The sequence below is a fragment of the Mucilaginibacter sp. PAMB04168 genome, from assembly GCF_039634365.2.
Taxonomy (GTDB): domain Bacteria; phylum Bacteroidota; class Bacteroidia; order Sphingobacteriales; family Sphingobacteriaceae; genus Mucilaginibacter.
The window spans coordinates 4,176,377-4,197,417 of the sequence record NZ_CP155079.2 but is presented as its reverse complement, the minus strand read 5'-3'; the positions used below and the strand labels follow the sequence as shown (position 1 = coordinate 4,197,417).

The following is a 21,041-nucleotide window of genomic DNA, read 5'->3' as shown; positions in this document are numbered from 1 at the left end:
TGTATAATGCAAAGGCTTATTATTGAACAATTTAACTACACAAACAATTTGATTTAATTAATACTATTTTAAGTGCCAGGAGATCGTTTCTTATTCTGTTACTCATGGTATTAAGCTGAACAACAGGTTTGGCCGTAGAGAATGAAGTGCTTTCATAAAGAGACAAAATGTCGGCCGATGATTAATTTTGCTGACTTTTTTACATTTATGCGTTGCTGGCAGGTGGTTTGAATAGTATATAATACCATGAATTTTAACAACTTTACCATCAAAGCCCAGGAAGCAGTACAAAAGGCTTCGGAAATAGCAACCGGTAATCAGCAACAGGCTATAGAGAATGCTCACCTGCTGAAAGGATTGTTACTGGTTGATGAAAACGTAATCAGCTATTTGCTTAAAAAGCTGAACGTTAATATAGGCCGCTTAAATGATACGTTGGATAAGCAAATCGAATCGTATCCAAAAGTAAGCGGCGATAATATTTATTTGTCATCTAACACTAACACTGCGCTACAAAAAGCGCAGGGATATTTAAAAGAGTTTAAAGACGAGTTTGTATCTGTTGAGCACATACTGTTAGGTATTCTAGCAGTTAATGATAAGGCCAGCAGTGCTCTTAAAGATTACGGTGTTACCGAAAAAGACCTTAAAACTGTAATAACCGCACTACGTGGCGACAGCAAGGTTACCGGTCAAAATGCTGAGGCAACCTATAATGCCCTGAACAAATATGCCCGTAATTTGAACGATTATGCCGAATCAGGCAAGCTTGATCCGGTTATTGGTCGCGATGAGGAGATCCGTCGGGTTATACAAATCCTGTCTCGCCGTACCAAAAATAACCCGGTACTGGTAGGTGAACCAGGTGTGGGTAAAACAGCCATTGCCGAAGGTATTGCACACCGTATTATAAAAGGTGATGCGCCTGAAAATCTCAAAACCAAAACGGTATACTCGCTGGATATGGGTGCGCTGGTAGCAGGCGCCAAATACAAAGGGGAGTTTGAGGAACGCCTGAAGGCTGTAGTAAACGAGGTGATTAAAAGCGATGGCGAGATCATTCTGTTTATTGATGAGATACACACGCTGGTAGGTGCCGGGGGAGGTGAGGGCGCCATGGATGCCGCTAATATTTTGAAACCGGCACTTGCGCGTGGCGAGCTGCGTGCTATAGGTGCAACTACGCTGAACGAGTACCAAAAATATATTGAAAAAGATAAAGCGCTCGAACGCCGTTTCCAACGGGTAATGGTTGATGAGCCGGATGCTGCCGATGCCATATCTATTTTGCGTGGTTTAAAAGAACGGTACGAAGCGCATCATAAAGTGCGCATTAAAGACGAGGCTATTATTGCTTCGGTTGAAATGTCGCAACGTTACATTGCTGACCGCTTTTTGCCTGATAAAGCGATAGACTTAATGGACGAAGCTGCTTCAAAGCTTCGCCTGGAAATGAATTCAGTTCCAGAAGCGGTGGATGAGTTAGAGCGTCGCATTATGCAGTTGGAAATTGAGCGTGAGGCCATCAAGCGTGAAAGTGATGACCGTAAGGTTAAAGAGCTGAGTGAAGAGATAGCCAACCTATCGGCCGAGCGTGATTCACTGCGTGCCAAATGGCAAAGCGAGAAAGACCTGGTTGATGGCATCAACTTAAAGATTGAAGCCATTGAAGCCTACAAGTTGGAAGCCGAGCAGGCCGAACGTGCGGGCGATTATGGTAAGGTGGCCGAACTGCGCTACGGTCGTATCCGTGAAACAGAGGCTGAGGTAGAGCAATTAAAAGCCGCACTGCTAGAAAATCAGTCGGATCACCGCATGCTGAAAGAGGAGGTTACAGCCGACGATATTGCCGGCGTGGTTTCCCGCTGGACAGGTGTACCAGTATCTAAGATGATCCAAAGCGAGCGAGAGAAACTTTTGAATTTAGAAGAAGAGTTACACAAGCGTGTAGCCGGTCAGGAGGAAGCTATTGAGGCCATTAGTGATGCTATACGCCGTAGTCGTGCCGGATTGCAGGATAAGCGCAAGCCCATTGGTTCATTTATCTTTTTAGGAACAACCGGGGTAGGTAAAACCGAGCTGGCTAAAGCCCTGGCTGAGTTCTTGTTTAATGATGAGCAAAGCATGGTGCGGATTGATATGTCTGAGTACCAGGAACGTCATGCGGTGAGCCGCCTTATTGGTGCGCCTCCGGGCTATGTAGGCTATGATGAAGGCGGACAATTAACCGAAGCTGTGCGTCGTAAACCATACAGTGTTATCCTGCTGGATGAAATTGAGAAAGCCCACCCTGATGTGTTTAATATTTTGCTGCAGGTGTTAGATGATGGCCGCCTAACCGATAACAAAGGCCGGGTGGTTAACTTTAAGAATACCATCATCATCATGACCTCTAACATAGGTTCGCACATCATTCAGGAAAACTTCCAGAATTATGAGGACGGCGATAAGGAAGAAGTGATGGCTAAAACCAAGAACCAGTTGTTTGAGCTGTTACAGAAAACCATCCGCCCAGAGTTTTTGAACCGTATTGATGAGATCATTATGTTTACGCCGCTTGGCAGGGATGAAATTGGAGCCATTGTGAAACTACAGTTCAGAGGCTTGCAACATACGCTAAACGAAATGGGTATTCATATGGAAGCAACCGATGAGGCGCTGGATTGGCTTGCACAATTGGGTTACGACCCGCAATACGGTGCCCGTCCGCTTAAAAGGGTTATCCAAAAGAAAATCCTGAACGAGCTCTCAAAGCAGATACTGGCCGGTAAGGTAGACAAAGACAGCAAGATTAAGCTGGACATGTTCGATCATCAATTTGTTTTTCTGAACGAGTAAAGGCTCGTTGTTCCAAAAGAGGAATCTTTATACAAAGAAAAGGGAGCTGCGTTTGATGCGTGGCTCCCTTTTTTTATTTTAATTTAAAATAAAGTAGTTTTGCAGTATCATGAGAAGTGTATACTTGTTTGTCTTGTTGTTAACTGCTTGTTTGGCATCGTGTGATGTAGATACTAGTTCCTCACCAGCAACAAAAAAATCTGATGATACTAAGTGGCTTTACAGTGAAAGCGAAGATAGGATGACATCAAAAAAAAACTTCCTTGCAGAAAATACTTGTAAAGACTGGATATATTCAGGAACTGATCACAGTTGGCCTGTGTTAGCTATCCAAAAAACTGAAAATGGTAACAACGTTACGCTTTCAACAGGTACTTTTAGTGAGGCAAATTCGGCGGCTTTCTATAGTGGTGAGAATGGTATATTTATACGTATGCGGTTTGATAAAGAAAGGCCAATTAAATTTCAATGTTCAAGACCAGCTGATGGAACAACAAATGTTATTTTTATTGATAGAGCAAAAAAAGTTATAGCAAAATTAAAAAAAGCTAAAAAATTATTAATCGAGGCAACTCTCGTTAGTAATCCGATTCTGAAAGATAGAAGGTCAAGGAAATCATCATTAGTAATAACAAGAGCTGAACATAAAACAGAAATTATGGAGTTTAACACTGCAGGGCTAAAATGGAATCATTAATTTAAAAAGCCCCCGCACGCTTCATTCAACAATTGGTAAGCGCCTACACTTACACCAATCGTATTTAGGAATAGGAATAATATCCAAGTGGGAACTGGGCAAGGTAGATAATACTCATTGATTTTCAATTTCTATAAATCCTATTCCTCAAAAAACTTTCTTTAATAGTATTTGGACTGCTTCTAAATAGTGTTATATTTGTAATGTGATGACCGGGGCTAAAACTGCAACAACAACATATTACACCGAGGTGTTTAGCACCAATAAAGGCACTGTTTACCAAAACGACCGGGAAAATTGCTGGTATATTGATTTTGCCGGTAAACTGGTCCGTTTCGATTACCGTGGTTTGTTAAAACTTAAAAAATCGATCTACCGCGTTGATATCGAAGCTTTGTTGTTAGATAGCAGTAAGAAACCCGAGATTGAAATGGTGTTTATTTGTGCTTGCAATCACTGTTATTTCCTCAACCTGCTGCAGATCATATCTCTCAAAGAACTACTTGAGGGCACCTTCGCTATGTTCGAACTCAACCAAATTATCCACGATCGTTTGTTCAGAGTAGTGGTATAATTAATAAACAATAACAAATCGTATGTATCATCTCGAGTACTAACGAGAAATCTTTTCTGAGTGATACGCCTGTACTTGAAAGGATCTTTTACTGTCGTTAGAGACAATAGGCCCTTGTTCCGGGTTCCCAGCTCTCGTTTCAAGCCCTTACAACTATTTAGACTTATTTCATATTGCTATTAATTTACAGTTGTGCAATTTTATAGCACTATAATTGTATGTACTCCATATGTATACAGCACATAACTGTAAAATATTATGAAAGATATTATGCGTGTAAAGTGTTTGCTATCTGAAGATATCGAAACGCTTTTAAATCAACAAATAAAGAAAGAAGCTCATTCATCGGCTATGTACCTGGCTATGGCTTCATGGTGTAACCAAAATGGTTTCGACTATTCTTCTGACTACTTTTTTAAACAGGCTGAAGAAGAACGTATGCACCAGCTTAAATTGTTTAAATATGTGTTAGACATGGGTGGCCGAGCTGTATCACCTGATGTAAATAATATTAAGCAGGATTACACTAGTTTTCGTGAGGTATTTGAAGATGCTCTGGAAGCCGAGGTAGCCATCACCCAATCTTTCAAAAACATTGCAGCCAACTGCATGAAAGAGCAAGACTTTGTTACTTTCGAATTCCTGAATTGGTTTATGAAAGAACAACGTGAAGAGGAATACAAAGCCCGCCGCGCGCTGGAACTGTTCGAAGTTATTGGCGAAGAAGGAACCGGTCGTTGGGAAATTGACAAACACGTTAATAAGATTAAATACGACAGCGAAACTGCCGGCGAGTAATTGTCGAAACTTTATGTTAAAAAAAGCCGATGTACATTTATACATCGGCTTTTTTTTATATAAGTATTCATCCCGCAATGCTTAAAGCCGGGTAGCCGTTAGCTTAATTTTATCAACGTAGTTCTCCTGAGGATTAGATCCTGGAGTGGTGTAACCATAAGAGATTTGGAGGAAAGTTTTGGTGATGTTATTGATAAAGAAGGAAAAGCTACCGTTTGACCAGTGTCCGTTTACATCATTTTCATTTAAAGTATTAGCTGTAAAAGTGATATTGCCGTACGGCTTGTTATCATAAGTGTTCTTAATGGCCATGTAACCTGTGCCGTTATCATTAAATAGCAAATAGTCATTTGCTGTAAACTGGCTTTGCGTTTCGGTACTGCTTACCTGGTTATTTACCGTGTGGTCTGTAATGATCTTTGTAATTTGCCATTTTCCCAGCAATAATTGGCGGGTTGATGATGATTCTTCTTTTTTACAGCAGGTTAGTGTGATGCTGATGAAGGCAGCAAACAATAAGCGTAATTGGAGTGACATGGGTTTAAGTTGAATTAATCGTTAAGTTTCAGCTAATATAGCCCTTTCATGCAGCAGTGCATATATTCTTGGGCGTTAACAACACAATTTTTAATTTATTTTTTGCGATCAATAAATTAAAAATATATTTGCCTACTAAATCTATAGACTATGTATGGTAAATTAATCGCAGTATCAAATGCAGGCAATATAAATCAACTTGCTGTTGATTGCTGTTGCTACCGTTGCTGTTGATCCCGTAGTCTTCCTAACAGATCCCTTATAAAAGTTTATCATCATTTCATGTCATTTATGGGCCTAACTATGTGTCGCGTAATTGATGCTCAAGTTTCTCAATCACTTTATCATGATCACCAAACGTTTACTCATTACTTTTTTAACCTTTGTTGCTACCTTGAGTGCCTACGCACAAAACGTATTGACGGGTACGGTAAAAAATAAAGATGGCCAGCCGGCCGTTAATGCAACCATTGTAATAAAAGGCACTAAAACATATACCCAGGTCGATACTGCAGGTCATTTCAGTGTTGATGCCGCACAAAGGCTCCCCTTTACACTTCGTGTAACGTTGGTTGGTTACCAGCCTTATGAAGCTAGGATAACAGACTTATCCGCCCAGCCACTGGCAATTACATTAACAACAGCCAATGCATTAGGCGAGGTTGTAATAACTTCACGCAGGCGCATTGAAAGGGTACAGGAGGTTCCTATCCCTATTACAGTGGTAGGTGGCGCGCAGATTGAAAACGCAGGTGCCTTTAACGTAAACCGGGTAAAGGAGCTAATCCCGTCCGTGCAGTTATACAGTTCAAACCCCCGTAATACAGGTATCAACATCAGAGGAATTGGATCACCTTTCGGCTTAACTAATGATGGCCTCGATCCTGGCGTGGGCTTTTATGTTGACGGTGTTTACTACGCCAGGCCTGCGGCAGCAACTCTCGACTTTTTAGATATTGAACGAGTTGAGGTATTGCGTGGCCCACAGGGTACTTTATTCGGCAAGAATGCCAGTGCCGGAGCCATTAACATCACTACACGCAAAGCCAGCTTTACGCCTGAGGCTACGTTTGAAACCAGTTTTGGAAATTATGGCTACATACAAGCTAAAGCATCAGTATCAGGGCCTTTGAGTAAAAAGTTTGCCGGGCGTTTGTCGTTTTCAGGTACCCAGCGTAACGGACTGGTTGATAATATACGTACCGGGAAAGCCACTAACGATTTGAATAACCTCGGCGGACGGGCACAGTTGCTCTTTAAGCCTTCTGATAATATATCGCTTACACTTGCCGGTGATATAACCGATCAAAAACCCGACGGATATGCACAGGTAATTGCCGGGGTAGTGACCACCAAACGCCCGGCATACCGGCAGTTTAATAACATTATTGCCGACCTGGGTTACCAGTTGCCCAGCTTAAACGCTTATGACCGTGTTATTGATCATGACACACCATGGCGATCTGGTAACCAATTAGGAGGCGTGTCGTTAAACGGCGACTTCAAAATTGGTGCAGGCACGCTTACATCCACAACGGCCTGGCGCTACTGGAACTGGGATCCATCCAACGACCGTGATTTTACCGGACTGCCTGTGTTGGCTAAATCGCAAAATCCGGCTAAGCACAAAAACTGGTCGCAAGAAGTACGTTATGCCGGCCAGTTCTTTGAAAAGTTAAGTGGCGTTGTTGGTTTATTCTATATTAACCAGGACGTTAAGATTGCGGGTACCGAGGAGTCAGGATCAGCTCAGGCCAGGTTTGCCAAAAGTTCAACCGGTAATAACGCAAATACACCTGGTATAACTAACGATCAGTTATGGGCCACTCCCGGCCTGCTGGAAGGCTATGGCATTTACACCGACGCTTCAATCAAATCACAGAGTGCCGCAGCATTTGCCAGCGTGGATTGGGAGGTTGTAAAAAGCTTTCATATTTTACCCGGCGTACGCGTAAACTACGATAACAAAGATGTGTACTATAACCGCGTAGCCAGAGGCGGTCTGGATATTGCCGGCAGCAGCTACAGTGCCTCGGTAAAAAGTGAATTGCAGAAAATAAAAAACGGCGTATACAGCAGCCAGCAATATGATGCCAATGCTGATGAAAAAAACTTTACTTACTCGGTAACCGCTGCTTACAGGCCTGGTAAGCGTATTAATGCTTTTGCTACTTATTCAACAAGCTTTAAGCCGGTAGGTGTAAACGTAGCTGGCTTACCCAGTGTTGTGGGTAGTACGTTGGCCGATTTGAGCTTGGCCGTTATAAAGCCAGAAAGAACCAAGCATTACGAAATAGGCGTAAAAACTACACCGCTTGATAACCTGATCTTGAATCTGAATTTTCACAATTCAGATATTAAAGACTACCAAACCAACGTTCAATCGCCCGAGCTGGGCGTAAACCGCGGTTACATTGCTAATGCTGATAAGGTTAATGTAAAAGGCGTTGAATTTGATGGCAATTTCAGAGCTGGTGAAAACTTTTCATTTTATGGCGCAGCGGCTTATACTAATGCCAAATATGTTAAATTTACTAATGCGCCGCTGCCGCTCGAAGAAACTGGTTTAACGGTTAACGCCCAGCAGGTGGCGTTTAAAGATATATCGGGCAGTGCATTACCTGGTATATCGAAATGGGCCGGTTCACTTGGTGGAGAATACAACACAGCTGCAAAGTTTATAGGCAATGAAACACGTTTTTTTATAGCAGCAGACGGGTTCTTCCGCTCGTCTTTCTCATCTAGCCCTTCGCCTTCCGCCTACCTGAATATTGATGGGTACACCATTATTAATGCCCGCGCAGGCTTCAGAGCAGCACATGGTGTTTCGGCCTATATTTGGAGCCGCAACCTGCTTAATAAAAATTACTTTGAACAGTTACTGCCTGCAGGTGGCAACGCCGGTCAATATGCTGCAGTGCTTGGCGATCAACGCACATTTGGTGTAACGCTGCGTTACGCTTTTTAAAAAACACCAATATGAACATTATATAAGGGCATCGTGAGATGCCCTTTTTGTTTTATGTGCTTATTACAATTAAATCTTTATTCCATAACCTCACAACCTACAGGAGTCTTTAAAAACAACATAGTGGCTATTAGCTTATAGTTAACAACATATGTTAGAAACTACCGATAAAGAGGCTTTTGTACTGGAAGTGCACCACCGTCTGTCAGCAGTATATGGTACTCAAATTAAGTACTTTCATGATCTCGACCCTTTGAGTGAACTCATGTCGGCGTTGCTATCCCATCGTACTAAAAATCGCGACTCAGGTGAGGCATTTGCTAATTTGATGGATACGTTCGGTTCATGGGAAGCCGTACGTATTGCACCTACGGAGGCTGTGCAACAGGCCATTAAACCGTGCACCTGGCCCGAACAGAAAGCACCTCGCATACAACAAGTATTAACACTGATACTTGAGAAGCATGGTTCGCTCACTTTAAACTTTTTGGCCGATATGGAAGTGCATGCTGCGCGGCAATGGTTAGAGGAACTGCCGGGTGTTGGGCCTAAAAGCAGTGCGGCGGTTATGTCGTTTAGCACCTTGCGTGCAAAGGCGTTGCCAGTTGATTCTCATCATTTCAGGGTAGCGGTACGTTTAGGTATCATTGAAGAAAAGATAGGAGAGGGCAAAGCAAACCGGGTGTTGGAAAACCTTTTACCACCCGATTTTACAGCCCAGGAAATGTACGATAACCACCAGGTGATGATGCGGCACGGGCAGAAGGTGTGCTTTCACTATAAGCCAAATTGTAAAGACTGTGTGCTACTCGATAGGTGCCCTACCGGACAACGCCTGGTAAACAAACCGTGAAAATTTAAAAAGCAGGCCATTTAAGAACCTGCTTTTACCTACTTAAACATATATAAACAAAACTTATTCTACAGCTGCGCGAAGCATGAGTGCGCCGACCGTTACGTTGGTGCGACTATCAATAATAATAGCGCCGCCATTGGCTTTGTTATTTTGGTAAGCATCAAAAGCCAGCGGTTCTGCAGTTTTAATAATGATGCGTCCAATATCGTTCAGCTTAAATTCTTCTTCGTACACCTTGTCCAGGGTATTGATGTTAAATTTGTATAAAACCTCTTGTATACGGCAACGGGTAACCTTACTGTTATGCTGTATAAGGTATGTGAGTGATGTATCGAGTGCACGGGTATCCATCCAGCATAAATCGGCCTCAATTAATTGTGCTACTACAGGTTGTGCACTGCTGTTAACCAATATATCGCCACGGCTTATGTCAATATCATCCTGCAGGTGCACAGTTACTGATTGACCGGAAAACGCTTCCTCGAACTCCCGGTCGAGTAGCTCTATTTTTGTGATGGTTGAGCTAAAGCCCGAGGGAAGTACAGTGACCTTGTCATTAACTTTGAAACTACCACTGCTAATACGGCCGGCGTATCCCCGGTAATCATGCAATTCTTCTGTTTGGGGGCGTACCACCCATTGTACCGGTAATCGGGCATGGGCCGAGCTGTCATCAACCGGAATCTCAACCGTTTCCAGGTGCTCTAACAGGCTTTTGCCGGTATACCAGGTCATATTGTATGATTCATGTACAATGTTATCTCCCTTCAAAGCGCTTACTGGTATGTAGGTTACGTTTTGCAGATTGAGCTTGGTAGCCAATTGCCGGTATTGCTCAACTATCTGGTTAAAGGTAGCCTCATCATAATCTACCATATCCATTTTGTTGATGCAAACTACAACCTGTGGCAGCGCAAGCAGCGATACCAGGAACGAATGACGGTTGGTTTGTTCAACCACCCCTTTACGGGCATCAATTAAGATGATGGCCAGGTTGGAGTTTGACGCACCGGTAACCATGTTGCGGGTGTACTGAATATGGCCCGGGGCATCAGCTATAATGAATTTACGTTTCTCGGTCTGAAAGTATTTGTAGGCCACATCAATGGTGATGCCTTGCTCGCGTTCGGCTTTTAGTCCATCCGTTAAAATAGCCAAATCAATGCTGCCGTCATCGTTTTTACGGTTTGAACGGTGCAGTGCTTCCAATTGATCGGCCAGTATGGCGTCGGTATCATACAGCAGGCGCCCAATAAGGGTGCTCTTACCATCATCAACACTGCCGGCAGTTATAAATTTAAGTATCTCCATATTAAAAGTAGCCTCCTTTCTTGCGTTCTTCCATGGCTGCTTCCGATACTTTGTCATCCATACGGGCACCACGTTCGCTTATTTTAGAAGCGCTTATTTCGTTTATAATGTCGTCAATTAAATACGCCTCTGATTCTACCGCGGCTGTACAGGTCATGTCGCCTACGGTACGGAAACGTACGTTACGGCGGGTTATCACGTCCTCTTCGTCCATATTTAAAAACTCGGCAGCAGCCATAAGCTGACCATTGCGGGTAATACACTCGCGCTCATGTGCAAAATAGATGGATGGCAGGGCAATATTTTCTCGGCGGATGTAGTTCCATACATCCAGTTCGGTCCAGTTACTGATAGGGAACACGCGTACATTCTCACCCTTATGAATTTTACCGTTGTAGATGTTCCATAACTCCGGGCGCTGGCGTTTAGGATCCCACTGGCCAAACTCGTCACGTACCGAGAAGATACGCTCCTTGGCACGGGCTTTTTCCTCATCGCGGCGTGCGCCGCCAATACAGGCATCAAACTGGTGCTGCGCAATGGTATCCAACAAAGTAACGGTTTGTAACGCATTGCGGCTCGCGTTCTTGCCTTTTTGCTCTACTACTTTGCCCTGGTTTATTGAATCCTGTACATGGCCTACAATCAGTTTTTCGCCCAGGCGGGCAATCATCTCATCGCGGTATTGTATGGTTTCCGGAAAGTTATGACCGGTATCGATATGAACTAACGGAAAGGGAAACTTACCTGGTCGGAAAGCTTTTTCGGCCAGACGCACCAGTGTGATAGAGTCCTTTCCTCCCGAAAACAGTAGGGCAGGCTTCTCAAACTGACCCGCCACCTCACGCAATATGTGTATGGCTTCCGCCTCCAGTTCATCCAGATAATCTAAGTGATGTTTACTCATTTTTCTGTTATAATTTCTTTAACTGAATGCAAACCACATTCTTTTTTCGATTGATCTTCCCACCACCAGCGGCCTGCCCTAAAGTCTTCGCCGGGTTGTACCGCACGGGTACAAGGCTGGCAGCCAATGCTCGGAAAGCCGCGGTCGTGCAGGGTATTGTAGGGTATGTTGTTGTTTTTAATATAGGTCTTTACCTCATCCAGGCTCCACTCAAATACAGGGTGATATTTAACCAGCTGATTGCCTTCGTCCCACTCCATATTTACCATATCCTGGCGGTTGGGCGATTGCTCGGCACGTATGCCAGTGATCCATATCTTATTACCTTTGAGCGCCCGTTTCAACGGTTCAATTTTGCGTATGCCGCAGCATTCTTTACGGTTCTCTACCGACTCATAAAAACTGCTCGGGCCTTTAGCGTTCACCATGGCTTCAAGCGCTTCGTTTTGCGGGTAGTAGGCATATATAGGTTGCCCGTATATTTCCATGCTGCGGTTCCACACATAATAGGTTTCGGGGAAGAGGCGGCCGGTTTCTAACGTAAATACTTTAATAGGCAGGTTGTTAGAGAAAATCATATGCGTAATCACCTGATCTTCCCACCCAAAGCTGGTAGAGAACACGATCTCACCTGGAAAAGCATCTGCCAGCCAGGCCAAAGCACTGCTGGGTGCCATGCCGGTGGTTTGTTGCTTTATATCTTCTACAATCTTACTGTTCATCTTAAATAAACTTCATTAAAAAGCTGGTGATGCTTTTTAAACTTACTAATATCACAATTATGCCCACAGCAACCATAATAACCTTAACCGATATACGGTTTGAGATACGGGCCGCAATAGGCGCTGCCAGGGCACTGCCGATGATTAACCCTGCTATAGCGCTCCAAGGGGCGCCGTTAAGCATGGTTAAGAATATCAGCGAGCCAATCATGGCTATAAAAAATCTGGTTAATTTTACCGTACCTAATGAAAAACGGGGGTGCCGGCCACCTGCTATTAACGACGATAATACAATTGAGCCCCAACCACCTCCGCCTACAGCGTCAATAAAACCCCCGCCTAAGCCCAGTAACGATATCCGCTTAATTTTATCGGCTGATTTCTTTTTACCCGTCTTAAATGCTTTAGAAAGGATTACTGAACCTAATATAAGTGTATAAACGGATACCAAGGGCTTGGTATACATTGCATAATGCTCTAATGACGATATTAAGCAAGCCCCGGTTGCTGCACCTATTATGCCGGGTATGATGAGCAGCTTAAACATTTTCCAGTTTACATTACCCATGCGGTAGTGCATCCAGCCGGCAATGCCGTTACTCATGATCTCAGACAGGTGCACCGCCATGCTTGCTGAAGCGGGGGAGATGCCCATGGACAAAGAAAAAGCTGTTGAAGTAACGCCATACGACATGCCAATGGCCCCATCTATCATGGCAAATACAAAACCCGCAGCCAGGAAGTAGTAAAATACGGGGCTGATGTCTTGTACATACAACTTAAATCCCGGCTCGTTAAACCACAATGCTGTTACAGCAATAGCTATTGATGCAATAATGGACAGCCAGATCAGCCATTTAAAGTTTTTCTTTTTAACCGGTTTAGGGTCAACCAGGATGGCTGTTGCTTTATTGAGCGCTTTTACCTTTCCGGCAAAGTCGCCGGTTAGAGTTTCGCGTAAGGCACTTAGTTGTTGTAAAGTAGTGTCCAATTCGGCAGGCAAAGCCTCATTTAAAACCTGCTTTAGGCGCTTGGCTACTGTAGGCGATTTGCCATTGGTAGATATAGCCAGTTTAAGGTCGCCTTTTTTAACAATTGAGCCCAGATAAAAATCACAAAGTTCTGGTTTATCAGCTACATTAATCAATAGTTTACGCTGATGTGCTGCCTGCCTTATGCGCTCATTCAAAATATTATTGGCTGTGGCAGCCACTACCAAGTCGGCATCATCCAGATCTTCCTCTGTAAAGCTTTTTTTTATCAACTTTACCCTAGGGTACCCGGCCGCCAAATCATACACCTCAGGCAATAACTGCTCAGCCACTACCGTTACCTGTGCTTGCTGGCTATTGTTCAGCAATGCGGTCAATTTTTCTAAACCTACATTACCACCGCCAATAAGCACCGTGTGCAGCTGGTTGAGTTTTAAGAATACAGGGAAAAGCTGATTGCCTTCCAGAGCTTCCGAAACTGCCAAAGGGGTTATATGATTATTCCTGGGCAAGGATGTCATAAAATTCGCGAATGGGTTGAAACTTTGGATGTAGTGAAACCACCTCGCCAAATACCATCATAGCCGGAGCCTTTATTTTATTTTCTTCAGCCAGTTCAACAATGGTATCTACAATGCCTACCACCACCTTTTCATTTGCGGTTGAGCCGCTTTGAATTAGTGCAACAGGTAGGCGATGTTTGCCTTCAGCTTTAAAGATCTCAGCAATTTCGGCTAATTTGTGTAATCCCATTAAAACTACTACAGTAGCTTTGCTGCGGGCGGCTTGTTGCAAATCGCCAGATATTTCTCCGCTGGCGGTGGTGCCTGTTACCACCCAAAAACTTTCGCTTAAACCGCGGTGCGTTACGGGTATTTGCTGTAAGCCCGGTACACCAATTGAACTGGATATACCGGGAATAACCTCGGCAGGGATGCTGTACGACGCTGCAAAATCCAGTTCTTCATAACCGCGACCAAAAACAAACGGGTCTCCGCCTTTCAGCCGTACCACATGGCCATAATTTATGGCGTAGTCAATCATTAACTTATTCACAGCTTCCTGCGAGTAAGAGTGTTCGCCCGAACGTTTGCCAACGTACACTTTGTGCGCATGGGCGGGGGCAAAACTCAACAGATCTTCATTCACCAGTGCATCATATAAAACCACGTCGGCAGTTTGTAAAGCTTTCATGCCTTTTATGGTAATCAGCTCAGCATCACCTGGGCCTGCGCCAACTAAGGTTATTTTGGGTTCCTTTACGGATTGCTTTGTTTCTGTTGATATAATCATGCTTTTAGCGCCTCCCTTGCCGCTGTCATTTCGGTTATAAATTCTTGGGCACTTTGCAGGTATGCACCGGCAAATGCCTCTGATGGTTCGTTTTGATTGATCTGCAATACCAGATCATTAAAGGATACTGGTAAAGTTACCAGTCCGGTATTTACATAGTGGTTGTCAAACTCTTTTATTACTCCTGCCTGGGTGCTGCTGTTAACCGCCTTATCCAACAACAATGCCTTTGCAGTACTCACCATAGTATTGTAGCTATGATAAATGGCATCGGCCCAACGGCTTCCCGCAAAAGCCTCTTTGGCCCAGCCCAGTTTTTCGTCCGCCTCAAAAAGGAGCGTAGCCACCAGGTCAATCATTACGCCGGCGCACTCGCCCACACCAATGGCAGTGGCAAACGTTTCCTCATGGCCCCAATCTACAAATTCTTCTTCGGTTAGGGTAGTCAGGTCGGCCAGCGGCTTTAACAGTTGGTAAAAATAATCCTTACCCTGGCGATCGTAATAGGCATGAAAGGTTTCTTCAGCTATGGAGTTAGCCTGATAGTCATTCAAAACATAGCGCAACACATGTGTAGCACGCTTGGCTGGTACCTTAATTACTTTATCGGCAGCACGGCCAATGCCATCGCCAACCGTACCTCCCCCTAATAGCACTTGCACAGACGGCAATACGCGTTTATCAGCCTTTAATGAGCTGCCATGAAATCCTATATGAGCTAAACCATGCTGACCACAGCTGTTCATGCAACCGCTAATCTTAATTTTAATATCGCGGTTATATATTAAATCCTCGTATTCATTATAGATCACATCTTCCAACACACGGGAAAGAGTCATGCTGTTAGATATGCCCAGGTTACAGGTGTCGGTACCGGGACAAGTGGTAACATCGGCCACGCTATCAAAGCCGGGTTCGGCCAGGTGAAGTTCGTTTAAGACGTTAAACAGGGCGGGCAGAGCTTCCTTGCGGGCATATTTTAACAGCAATCCCTGGTTCTGTGTAATGCGTACTTCATCAGCTACTAAACCACGTAAGCCTTCAACCAGCCTGCGGGCTTCTGGTGTGTGTATGTCGCCAACGGGCACTTTTACAAATACGCCATAAAAACCGGGCTGCTTTTGTTCAAAAACGTTGGTAAGCAGCCATTGTTCATACTTTAACGGGTTCTGTAAAGCAACTTCGGCAAAGGTAACCGCTTCCGGGGCCACTGGTTGTGGTACGGCATCGAGGTTAATTTTATAGGTCTTTACTTTATTGGCAATTTTTTCAGTCTCGGCCAGGCGTAAAACTTCATCAAGGCCAATCTTCTGAACCAGGAATTTTAAGCGCGCTTTGTTACGGTTATTACGTTCGCCGTAGCGGTCAAACACACGAATAATAGACTCGATATAAGGTATCACCTCATCTTCAGGTAAAAATTCTTTCACTACACTGGCTAAAGCAGGTTGCGCACCCAAACCGCCGCCCAATAGTACTTTAAAGCCGCGTTCCTCGCCACGCTGTTTTGGAATGAAACCCAGATCATGGATGTAAGAAAATGCTGTATCTTCTTCGCTTGATGAAAAAGAGATCTTGAATTTACGGCCCATTTCCTGGCAAATAGGGTTGCGCAATAAGTATTCGAACGTAGCATGAGCGTATGGTGATACGTCAAACGGTTCCTTCGGGTCAATGCCTGAAGTGGGCGAGGACGTTACATTGCGTACGGTGTTACCGCAAGCCTCGCGCAGGGTTATGTCATCTTGCTCTAACTTGGCCCATAATTCCGGTGTACGGTCAAGGCTAACATAGTGTATCTGTATATCCTGCCGGGTGGTTAAGTGAAGATTGCCGCTTCCGTACTCGTCGGCTATATCGGCAATGCGCAGTATTTGTTTAAAAGTTACCTTGCCAAACGGCAGCTTAATGCGTACCATTTGGACACCGGGCTGGCGTTGGCCGTAAACTCCACGTGCCAGTCGCAGGCTCCTGAACTTTTCCTCGTGTATTTTGCCTTCGCGGAAAGCCCTTATCTTTCTGTCCAGATCGATGATGTCTTTTTCAACTATAGGGTTTTCCAGTTCGGTTCTAAAACTCTGCATGTGTTTATATTCAAGAAAGCCTCTTACAGGTTACTGAAAGAGGCTTATATAATTAATCACTTAAAATTTAAAATAAGCCTCAATAGGTGCTGAATATACAGCAACAGATGCAGTTAATGCGCATGCTATGGGCTATTTGTTTTGTCATTACTTTCCAAATATATATAAAGTATATAGAAGTAGTAGATTTTGTTTTCGATTTTTTACATATTGCGTATAATAGTGCGTGGAGTTGCACATAATTGTTGCAGTGCCCTATGTGAATTATTAAGTAGGTTTGTCATTGTGCAACAGTTTAGCTGATGCCGCTTAGGTTTTAATTATCATCATCATGTTACCGAATAGTGCTGCGCCATCTCTCATAAATGCCTCAACCGGAACCCTCATTAGTCACTTGGAATGCCCCAACTGTGGGAAAATTTATAGTACAGATGTAGTAAGAACAGTTTGTGAAAATGAAGCCTGTTTATCATCACTGCTGGCCCGATATGATTTAACTGGCGGGCTACATAAGGACATACTCATTGGTAGGGTGGCTAACATGTGGCGCTACAAAGAGGTGTTGCCCATTGTAAACGAAGAAAACATTGTAACCTTGGGCGAAGGTTTTACGCCTATACTACGTTTGAAAAATTTACAGCACCTGGCCGGTAAAATTGAGGTGTTATGGAAGGATGAGTCTGGTAATCCAACTGGTTCATTTAAAGCGCGCGGAATAGGAGCGGCGGTATCAAAAGCTAAAGAGTTAGGTATTAACACCATTGTAACGCCTACCGCTGGCAATGCGGGCGGTGCATTGGCTGCTTATGCTGCAAGGGCGGGTATGCAAGCTGTAGTGTACATGCCTAAACTAACACCGCAGGTTTTTAAAGATGAATGCCGTTTGTACGGTGCAGAACTGATTGAAGTAGAAGGTAGCATTAGTGATTGTGGCAAGCTGGCTAATGAGCAGGCTGTGATTAACAGTTGGTTCCAGGTATCTACCCTTAAAGAACCCTACCGGCTTGAAGGTAAAAAGACGATGGGTTATGAAATTGCTGAACAATTGAACTGGCAACTACCCGATGTGATCTTGTACCCAACAGGCGGCGGCACCGGTTTAATTGGTTTATGGAAAGCATTTGATGAGATGGAGCAGTTAGGCTGGATAGGAAGCCACCGCCCGAGGATGGTAGCTGTACAATCCACCAGTTGTGATGGTATTGTACAGGCATTTCATAGCGGACAAGTGACGGCCACTTTTGTAGATGGCGGCTTTACCATAGCCAACGGACTACGTGTACCCAAACCCTATGCCGATAAATTAATACTAAAGGTATTGCGTGATAGTAACGGTACAGCCGTTAGCGTACCTGATGTGCTCATGAGTGCTGCCTTAAAGGAAATTGCCCGCCATGAAGGAATGCTTATTGCTCCCGAAGGTGCTGCCCTTTGGCAAGCATTTAAACAGCTAAAAGCCAACAACTGGATAAAAAACAATGAGCAGGTAGTGCTATTAAATACCGGCAGTGGCTATAAGTACCTGGAGAATATAGAGGTATAGATTAAATAACGACTACTTGGAGCGGCCTGGCAATTTGCCGGGCCGTTTTGGTTTTAAATAAAGATGAAATAATTTCTTTTCGTAACCCATAAGTTACGTATTATTGTGTAACCAAATGGTTACCTATTATGAAGCGAGATATTATTGTTACCTGGTATTTTGAGCAATCGCCTGCGCAAGTGTGGCAGTGCCTAACCCAGCCGGAGCTGCTAAGTCAGTGGTTTATGAAGAATGACTTTAAGGCTGAGGTAGGACATCAGTTTACCTTTATCAGTAAACCTATACGTGCGGTAAATTGGGACGGTATTGTTTACTGCGAGGTGTTGGAAAGTACACCTGAGCACAAACTGGTGTACACCTGGAAAGGTGGACCCAAGCCTGGGGTAATCAATTTGGACACCGTACTTACCTGGACGCTCACTCCTCAAAACGGGGGCACCCTATTGCGGCTTGAACACAAAGGGTTTAAGGGAATCAAAAACTATCTATCGAGCTTCATGATGGAAAAAGGCTGGGGGAAAGTGCTACGCAGGTTTCAGCAAATACTTAAAGACTATAGCAATGTTTAAAAATAAACCTGACGTATTCCAGGCCATTGCCGACCCCACCCGGCGTGCTATACTGGTAATGCTTGCCACGCAAGCTCTGCCTGTAAACGCCCTGGCCGAAAATTTTGAAATGAGCCGACCAGCGGTATCAAAACATATTAAAGTGTTACATGAGTCGGGGCTGGTTAAAATTACCGATTCCGGCCGTGAGCGGTATTGTACGCTCAATCAACTGGGTTTTAAAGAGGTAACCAATTGGTTCGCTTATTTTGATAAGTTCTGGAACGAGAAACTAAACAACCTGGAAAATTTTCTTAACCAACAACATAAAACCGATAAACCATGACACAACCTTATGAGATTGAGCGGGTGTACCGCGCTCCTGTCAACGAAGTGTGGGTAGCCCTCACCACTTACGATCAGATGAAACAATGGTATTTTGATTTACCCGGCTTTAAAGCCGAGGTGGGTTATACTTTTACCTTTTTAGGTGGCCACGAAAATGGCATACAGTATAAACATGTTTGCCAAATAACCAATGTTGAGGAAAATAAAAAGCTAAGCTATACCTGGCGCTATGAAGGTTATCCAGGAGAATCAGAAGTAAGCTTTGAGCTCTTCCCGGAGGGCGATGGTACCCGGCTAAAATTAACGCATAAAGGACTGGAAACCTTTCCTGCCAATAACCCTGATTTTGCTGCATCGAACTTCGCAGCGGGATGGGAACATATTATTGGTGCCAGCCTTAAACGTTTTTTGGAACTGGCTTAACAGCAGCTTTACTTTTAGTCATATCGCGGCTATTTGCCGCGATATGACTTCACTTACTACTCGGGCAGTAAGCTAATTTCTTCTTTGCTGAAAATTTCACGTTTGTGATCGCCATCTGTCAAATCAACAAATATTTCGTCATCTATCACTTCGTTTATATAGCCATGTCCCTTTGGTGTGTTCACGGCATCGCCTGGTTGAAATTCCATTTTAATATAATTTTTAAGTAAGTATCTATTGTTGCAGGTGCCGCCACATGCCCGGGTTGTCTCTGTAGTGGCTTATGTGTTCTATAATCTCTTCAACCTGATCTGAGCTGAGCTCTTCCTTTCCATCTGCCGTGTAGGTAAATAACTTGCCCGGATCTTCGAAAGTAATGAAGCCCATATAGTTTGGGTCAGTATGCTTTTCCAGGTGCAGTTCATTGCTCTTGGTTTGTTCCAGCGCGGGGTTGCCATGGCTTGTATCTCTAAATACACTATAAGTATAAGTGATTACAGCATGCCCGTTGGCCTGTGCCCTTGTGTCTGGTACAATCATTAAGGGCATTTCTTCTACAGTAAAAAACAAAGCAGACATGGCGTTTTACAATTTGGTATTTAAACTAACTATTGTCCGAAAATAAAGTTTGCATTTTTCGATGTTTGATGGTGGGGGGCAGATCAACTGTAATTTTAAAAATTGCTTGATGGTCTGGGAAATTACGTTTACTATTGTGATATCATTTTAATATCAAATTGAATCATTATGAAAACTGAAAAGATACTTAAGCCTTTTAGTGGTTACTTAGCCATTTTTTTAGCACTCGGTTGCGTAGTGCTATTTATGCTCAGCCTGGTTAATCAGACTCCGTTGGGCGTTATTGCTGGTGTGTTCATATTCATCGTTATTGTAAAGGGTCTGGTCATTATTGGTCCCAACAGTTCAAAAGTGCTTTTGCTGTTTGGTAAGTATACCGGCAGTGTTGTTGATAATGGTTTGTTTTGGGTAAATCCGCTTTACTGGCGCATCGATGTTTCATTAAAAGCCCGCAACTTTGAAAGCGAACTGATTAAGGTGAACGATAAGATGGGTAACCCGGTTCTGATCAGTGTGATATTGGTGTGGCGGGTAAAGGATACCTATAAAGCTTCGTTCTCGGTTGATAATTATGTGCAGTTTGTACGTATACAAACCGATTCGGCCGTACGTAAGCTTGCCGGCAGTTTTCCGTATGATCATTTTGAGGACGAGCGCGCACAAATTACCCTGAGTACTAACTTTGAGGATATTAATAATGCGCTGGAACATGAGATAGCCGAGCGTATGGAGATGGCAGGCATTGAGGTGGTCGAAGCACGTATTGGCCACCTGGCTTATGCACCCGAGATTGCACATTCTATGCTGCGCAGGCAACAGGCATCGGCCATTGTGGCGGCCAGGCATAAGATAGTAGAGGGCGCCGTAGGTATGGTTGAAAGTGCACTAAAACTCTTATCTGAAAAAGATATTATTAACCTTGATGAAGAACGAAAAGCTGCTATGGTAAGCAACCTAATGGTTGTACTTTGCGGCGACAGGGAAACACAGCCGGTGGTGAACACCGGAACATTATATCAGTAA

At 43.9% G+C, this 21,041-nt stretch carries 20 protein-coding genes; 11 read left to right on the top strand and 9 right to left on the bottom strand.

Features of this window, described 5'->3' with window-relative positions:
* Positions 1 to 246: 246 nt before the first annotated feature.
* The 4 genes from clpB (at position 247) to ABDD94_RS17880 (ending at position 4,907) form a co-directional block, all read left to right on the top strand.
* The gene (clpB, locus tag ABDD94_RS17895) at positions 247 to 2,838 is read left to right on the top strand and encodes an ATP-dependent chaperone ClpB (protein ID WP_345953374.1); all 2,592 of its coding nucleotides are present in this window, start codon (positions 247 to 249) and stop codon (positions 2,836 to 2,838) included.
* Positions 2,839 to 2,947: 109 nt separating this feature from the next.
* Positions 2,948 to 3,535, top strand: a complete 588-nt coding sequence (locus ABDD94_RS17890; RefSeq protein ID WP_345953373.1) for a hypothetical protein — start codon at positions 2,948 to 2,950, stop codon at positions 3,533 to 3,535.
* 208 nt (positions 3,536 to 3,743) lie between these two features.
* Entirely contained in the window at positions 3,744 to 4,109 is a 366-nt protein-coding gene (locus ABDD94_RS17885; RefSeq protein WP_345955992.1) for a hypothetical protein, read from the top strand.
* A 258-nt stretch (positions 4,110 to 4,367) separates the two neighbouring features.
* Positions 4,368 to 4,907: a ferritin gene (locus ABDD94_RS17880; protein WP_345950736.1), complete on the top strand. Its 540-nt coding sequence runs from the start codon at positions 4,368 to 4,370 to the stop codon at positions 4,905 to 4,907.
* A gap of 81 nt (positions 4,908 to 4,988) precedes the next feature.
* On the opposite strand, the gene ABDD94_RS17875 is transcribed toward ABDD94_RS17880, so the two are convergent.
* On the bottom strand, positions 4,989 to 5,444 hold the full coding sequence (locus ABDD94_RS17875; RefSeq protein WP_345953372.1) for a hypothetical protein: 456 nt from the start codon (positions 5,442 to 5,444) through the stop codon (positions 4,989 to 4,991).
* Positions 5,445 to 5,790: 346 nt separating this feature from the next.
* On the opposite strand from ABDD94_RS17875, the gene ABDD94_RS17870 reads away from it, so the two are divergent.
* Together ABDD94_RS17870 and ABDD94_RS17865 are read left to right on the top strand one after the other, a co-directional pair.
* Positions 5,791 to 8,412 carry a TonB-dependent receptor gene (locus tag ABDD94_RS17870; protein WP_345953371.1) on the top strand — a complete coding sequence of 874 codons (2,622 nt, stop codon included), beginning with the start codon at positions 5,791 to 5,793 and terminating at the stop codon, positions 8,410 to 8,412.
* A gap of 151 nt (positions 8,413 to 8,563) precedes the next feature.
* The gene (locus tag ABDD94_RS17865) at positions 8,564 to 9,265 is read left to right on the top strand and encodes a hypothetical protein (RefSeq protein ID WP_345953370.1); all 702 of its coding nucleotides are present in this window, start codon (positions 8,564 to 8,566) and stop codon (positions 9,263 to 9,265) included.
* Positions 9,266 to 9,328: 63 nt separating this feature from the next.
* On the opposite strand, the gene ABDD94_RS17860 is transcribed toward ABDD94_RS17865, so the two are convergent.
* From ABDD94_RS17860 to ABDD94_RS17835, 6 genes are read right to left on the bottom strand one after another with little or no spacing between them, the layout of a single operon-like run.
* Positions 9,329 to 10,579 (bottom strand): GTP-binding protein, encoded by a 1,251-nt coding sequence (locus tag ABDD94_RS17860; RefSeq protein WP_345953369.1) that lies wholly within the window; start codon positions 10,577 to 10,579, stop codon positions 9,329 to 9,331.
* Position 10,580: 1 nt separating this feature from the next.
* A complete protein-coding gene (cysD, locus tag ABDD94_RS17855) occupies positions 10,581 to 11,486 on the bottom strand; it encodes a sulfate adenylyltransferase subunit CysD (protein WP_345953368.1) in 906 nt (301 codons plus the stop codon).
* Positions 11,483 to 12,208: a phosphoadenylyl-sulfate reductase gene (locus ABDD94_RS17850; protein ID WP_345953367.1), complete on the bottom strand. Its 726-nt coding sequence runs from the start codon at positions 12,206 to 12,208 to the stop codon at positions 11,483 to 11,485. The genes cysD and ABDD94_RS17850 overlap by 4 nt, the downstream gene beginning before the upstream one ends.
* A 1-nt stretch (position 12,209) precedes the next feature.
* Positions 12,210 to 13,685, bottom strand: coding sequence for a TSUP family transporter (locus tag ABDD94_RS17845; protein ID WP_345953366.1), 1,476 nt, complete (start codon positions 13,683 to 13,685; stop codon positions 12,210 to 12,212).
* A 13-nt stretch (positions 13,686 to 13,698) separates the two neighbouring features.
* Positions 13,699 to 14,493, bottom strand: coding sequence for a uroporphyrinogen-III C-methyltransferase (gene cobA, locus ABDD94_RS17840; RefSeq protein ID WP_345953365.1), 795 nt, complete (start codon positions 14,491 to 14,493; stop codon positions 13,699 to 13,701).
* Entirely contained in the window at positions 14,490 to 16,577 is a 2,088-nt protein-coding gene (locus tag ABDD94_RS17835) for a nitrite reductase (protein ID WP_345953364.1), read from the bottom strand. The genes cobA and ABDD94_RS17835 overlap by 4 nt, the downstream gene beginning before the upstream one ends.
* 331 nt (positions 16,578 to 16,908) lie before the next feature.
* Between ABDD94_RS17835 and ABDD94_RS17830 the strand changes: the two genes are divergently transcribed.
* From ABDD94_RS17830 to ABDD94_RS17815, 4 genes are all read left to right on the top strand, one after another.
* Positions 16,909 to 18,120 carry a threonine synthase gene (locus ABDD94_RS17830; RefSeq protein ID WP_345953363.1) on the top strand — a complete coding sequence of 404 codons (1,212 nt, stop codon included), beginning with the start codon at positions 16,909 to 16,911 and terminating at the stop codon, positions 18,118 to 18,120.
* Between the two features lie 128 nt (positions 18,121 to 18,248).
* Complete coding sequence (locus ABDD94_RS17825; RefSeq protein ID WP_345953362.1) at positions 18,249 to 18,689, top strand: SRPBCC domain-containing protein; 441 nt, start codon at positions 18,249 to 18,251, stop codon at positions 18,687 to 18,689.
* Entirely contained in the window at positions 18,682 to 19,014 is a 333-nt protein-coding gene (locus tag ABDD94_RS17820; RefSeq protein ID WP_345953361.1) for a metalloregulator ArsR/SmtB family transcription factor, read from the top strand. Before ABDD94_RS17825 ends, ABDD94_RS17820 begins: the two co-directional genes overlap by 8 nt.
* The gene (locus ABDD94_RS17815) at positions 19,011 to 19,439 is read left to right on the top strand and encodes an SRPBCC domain-containing protein (RefSeq protein ID WP_345953360.1); all 429 of its coding nucleotides are present in this window, start codon (positions 19,011 to 19,013) and stop codon (positions 19,437 to 19,439) included. Before ABDD94_RS17820 ends, ABDD94_RS17815 begins: the two co-directional genes overlap by 4 nt.
* Before the next feature lie 56 nt (positions 19,440 to 19,495).
* Here ABDD94_RS17815 and ABDD94_RS17810 read toward each other — a convergent pair whose 3' ends face one another.
* A complete protein-coding gene (locus tag ABDD94_RS17810; protein ID WP_345950750.1) occupies positions 19,496 to 19,648 on the bottom strand; it encodes a hypothetical protein in 153 nt (50 codons plus the stop codon).
* A gap of 25 nt (positions 19,649 to 19,673) precedes the next feature.
* Positions 19,674 to 20,018, bottom strand: coding sequence for a hypothetical protein (locus ABDD94_RS17805; RefSeq protein ID WP_345950751.1), 345 nt, complete (start codon positions 20,016 to 20,018; stop codon positions 19,674 to 19,676).
* A gap of 168 nt (positions 20,019 to 20,186) precedes the next feature.
* Here ABDD94_RS17805 and ABDD94_RS17800 point away from each other — a divergent pair, with 168 nt between their 5' ends.
* Positions 20,187 to 21,041: an SPFH domain-containing protein gene (locus tag ABDD94_RS17800; RefSeq protein WP_345950752.1), complete on the top strand. Its 855-nt coding sequence runs from the start codon at positions 20,187 to 20,189 to the stop codon at positions 21,039 to 21,041.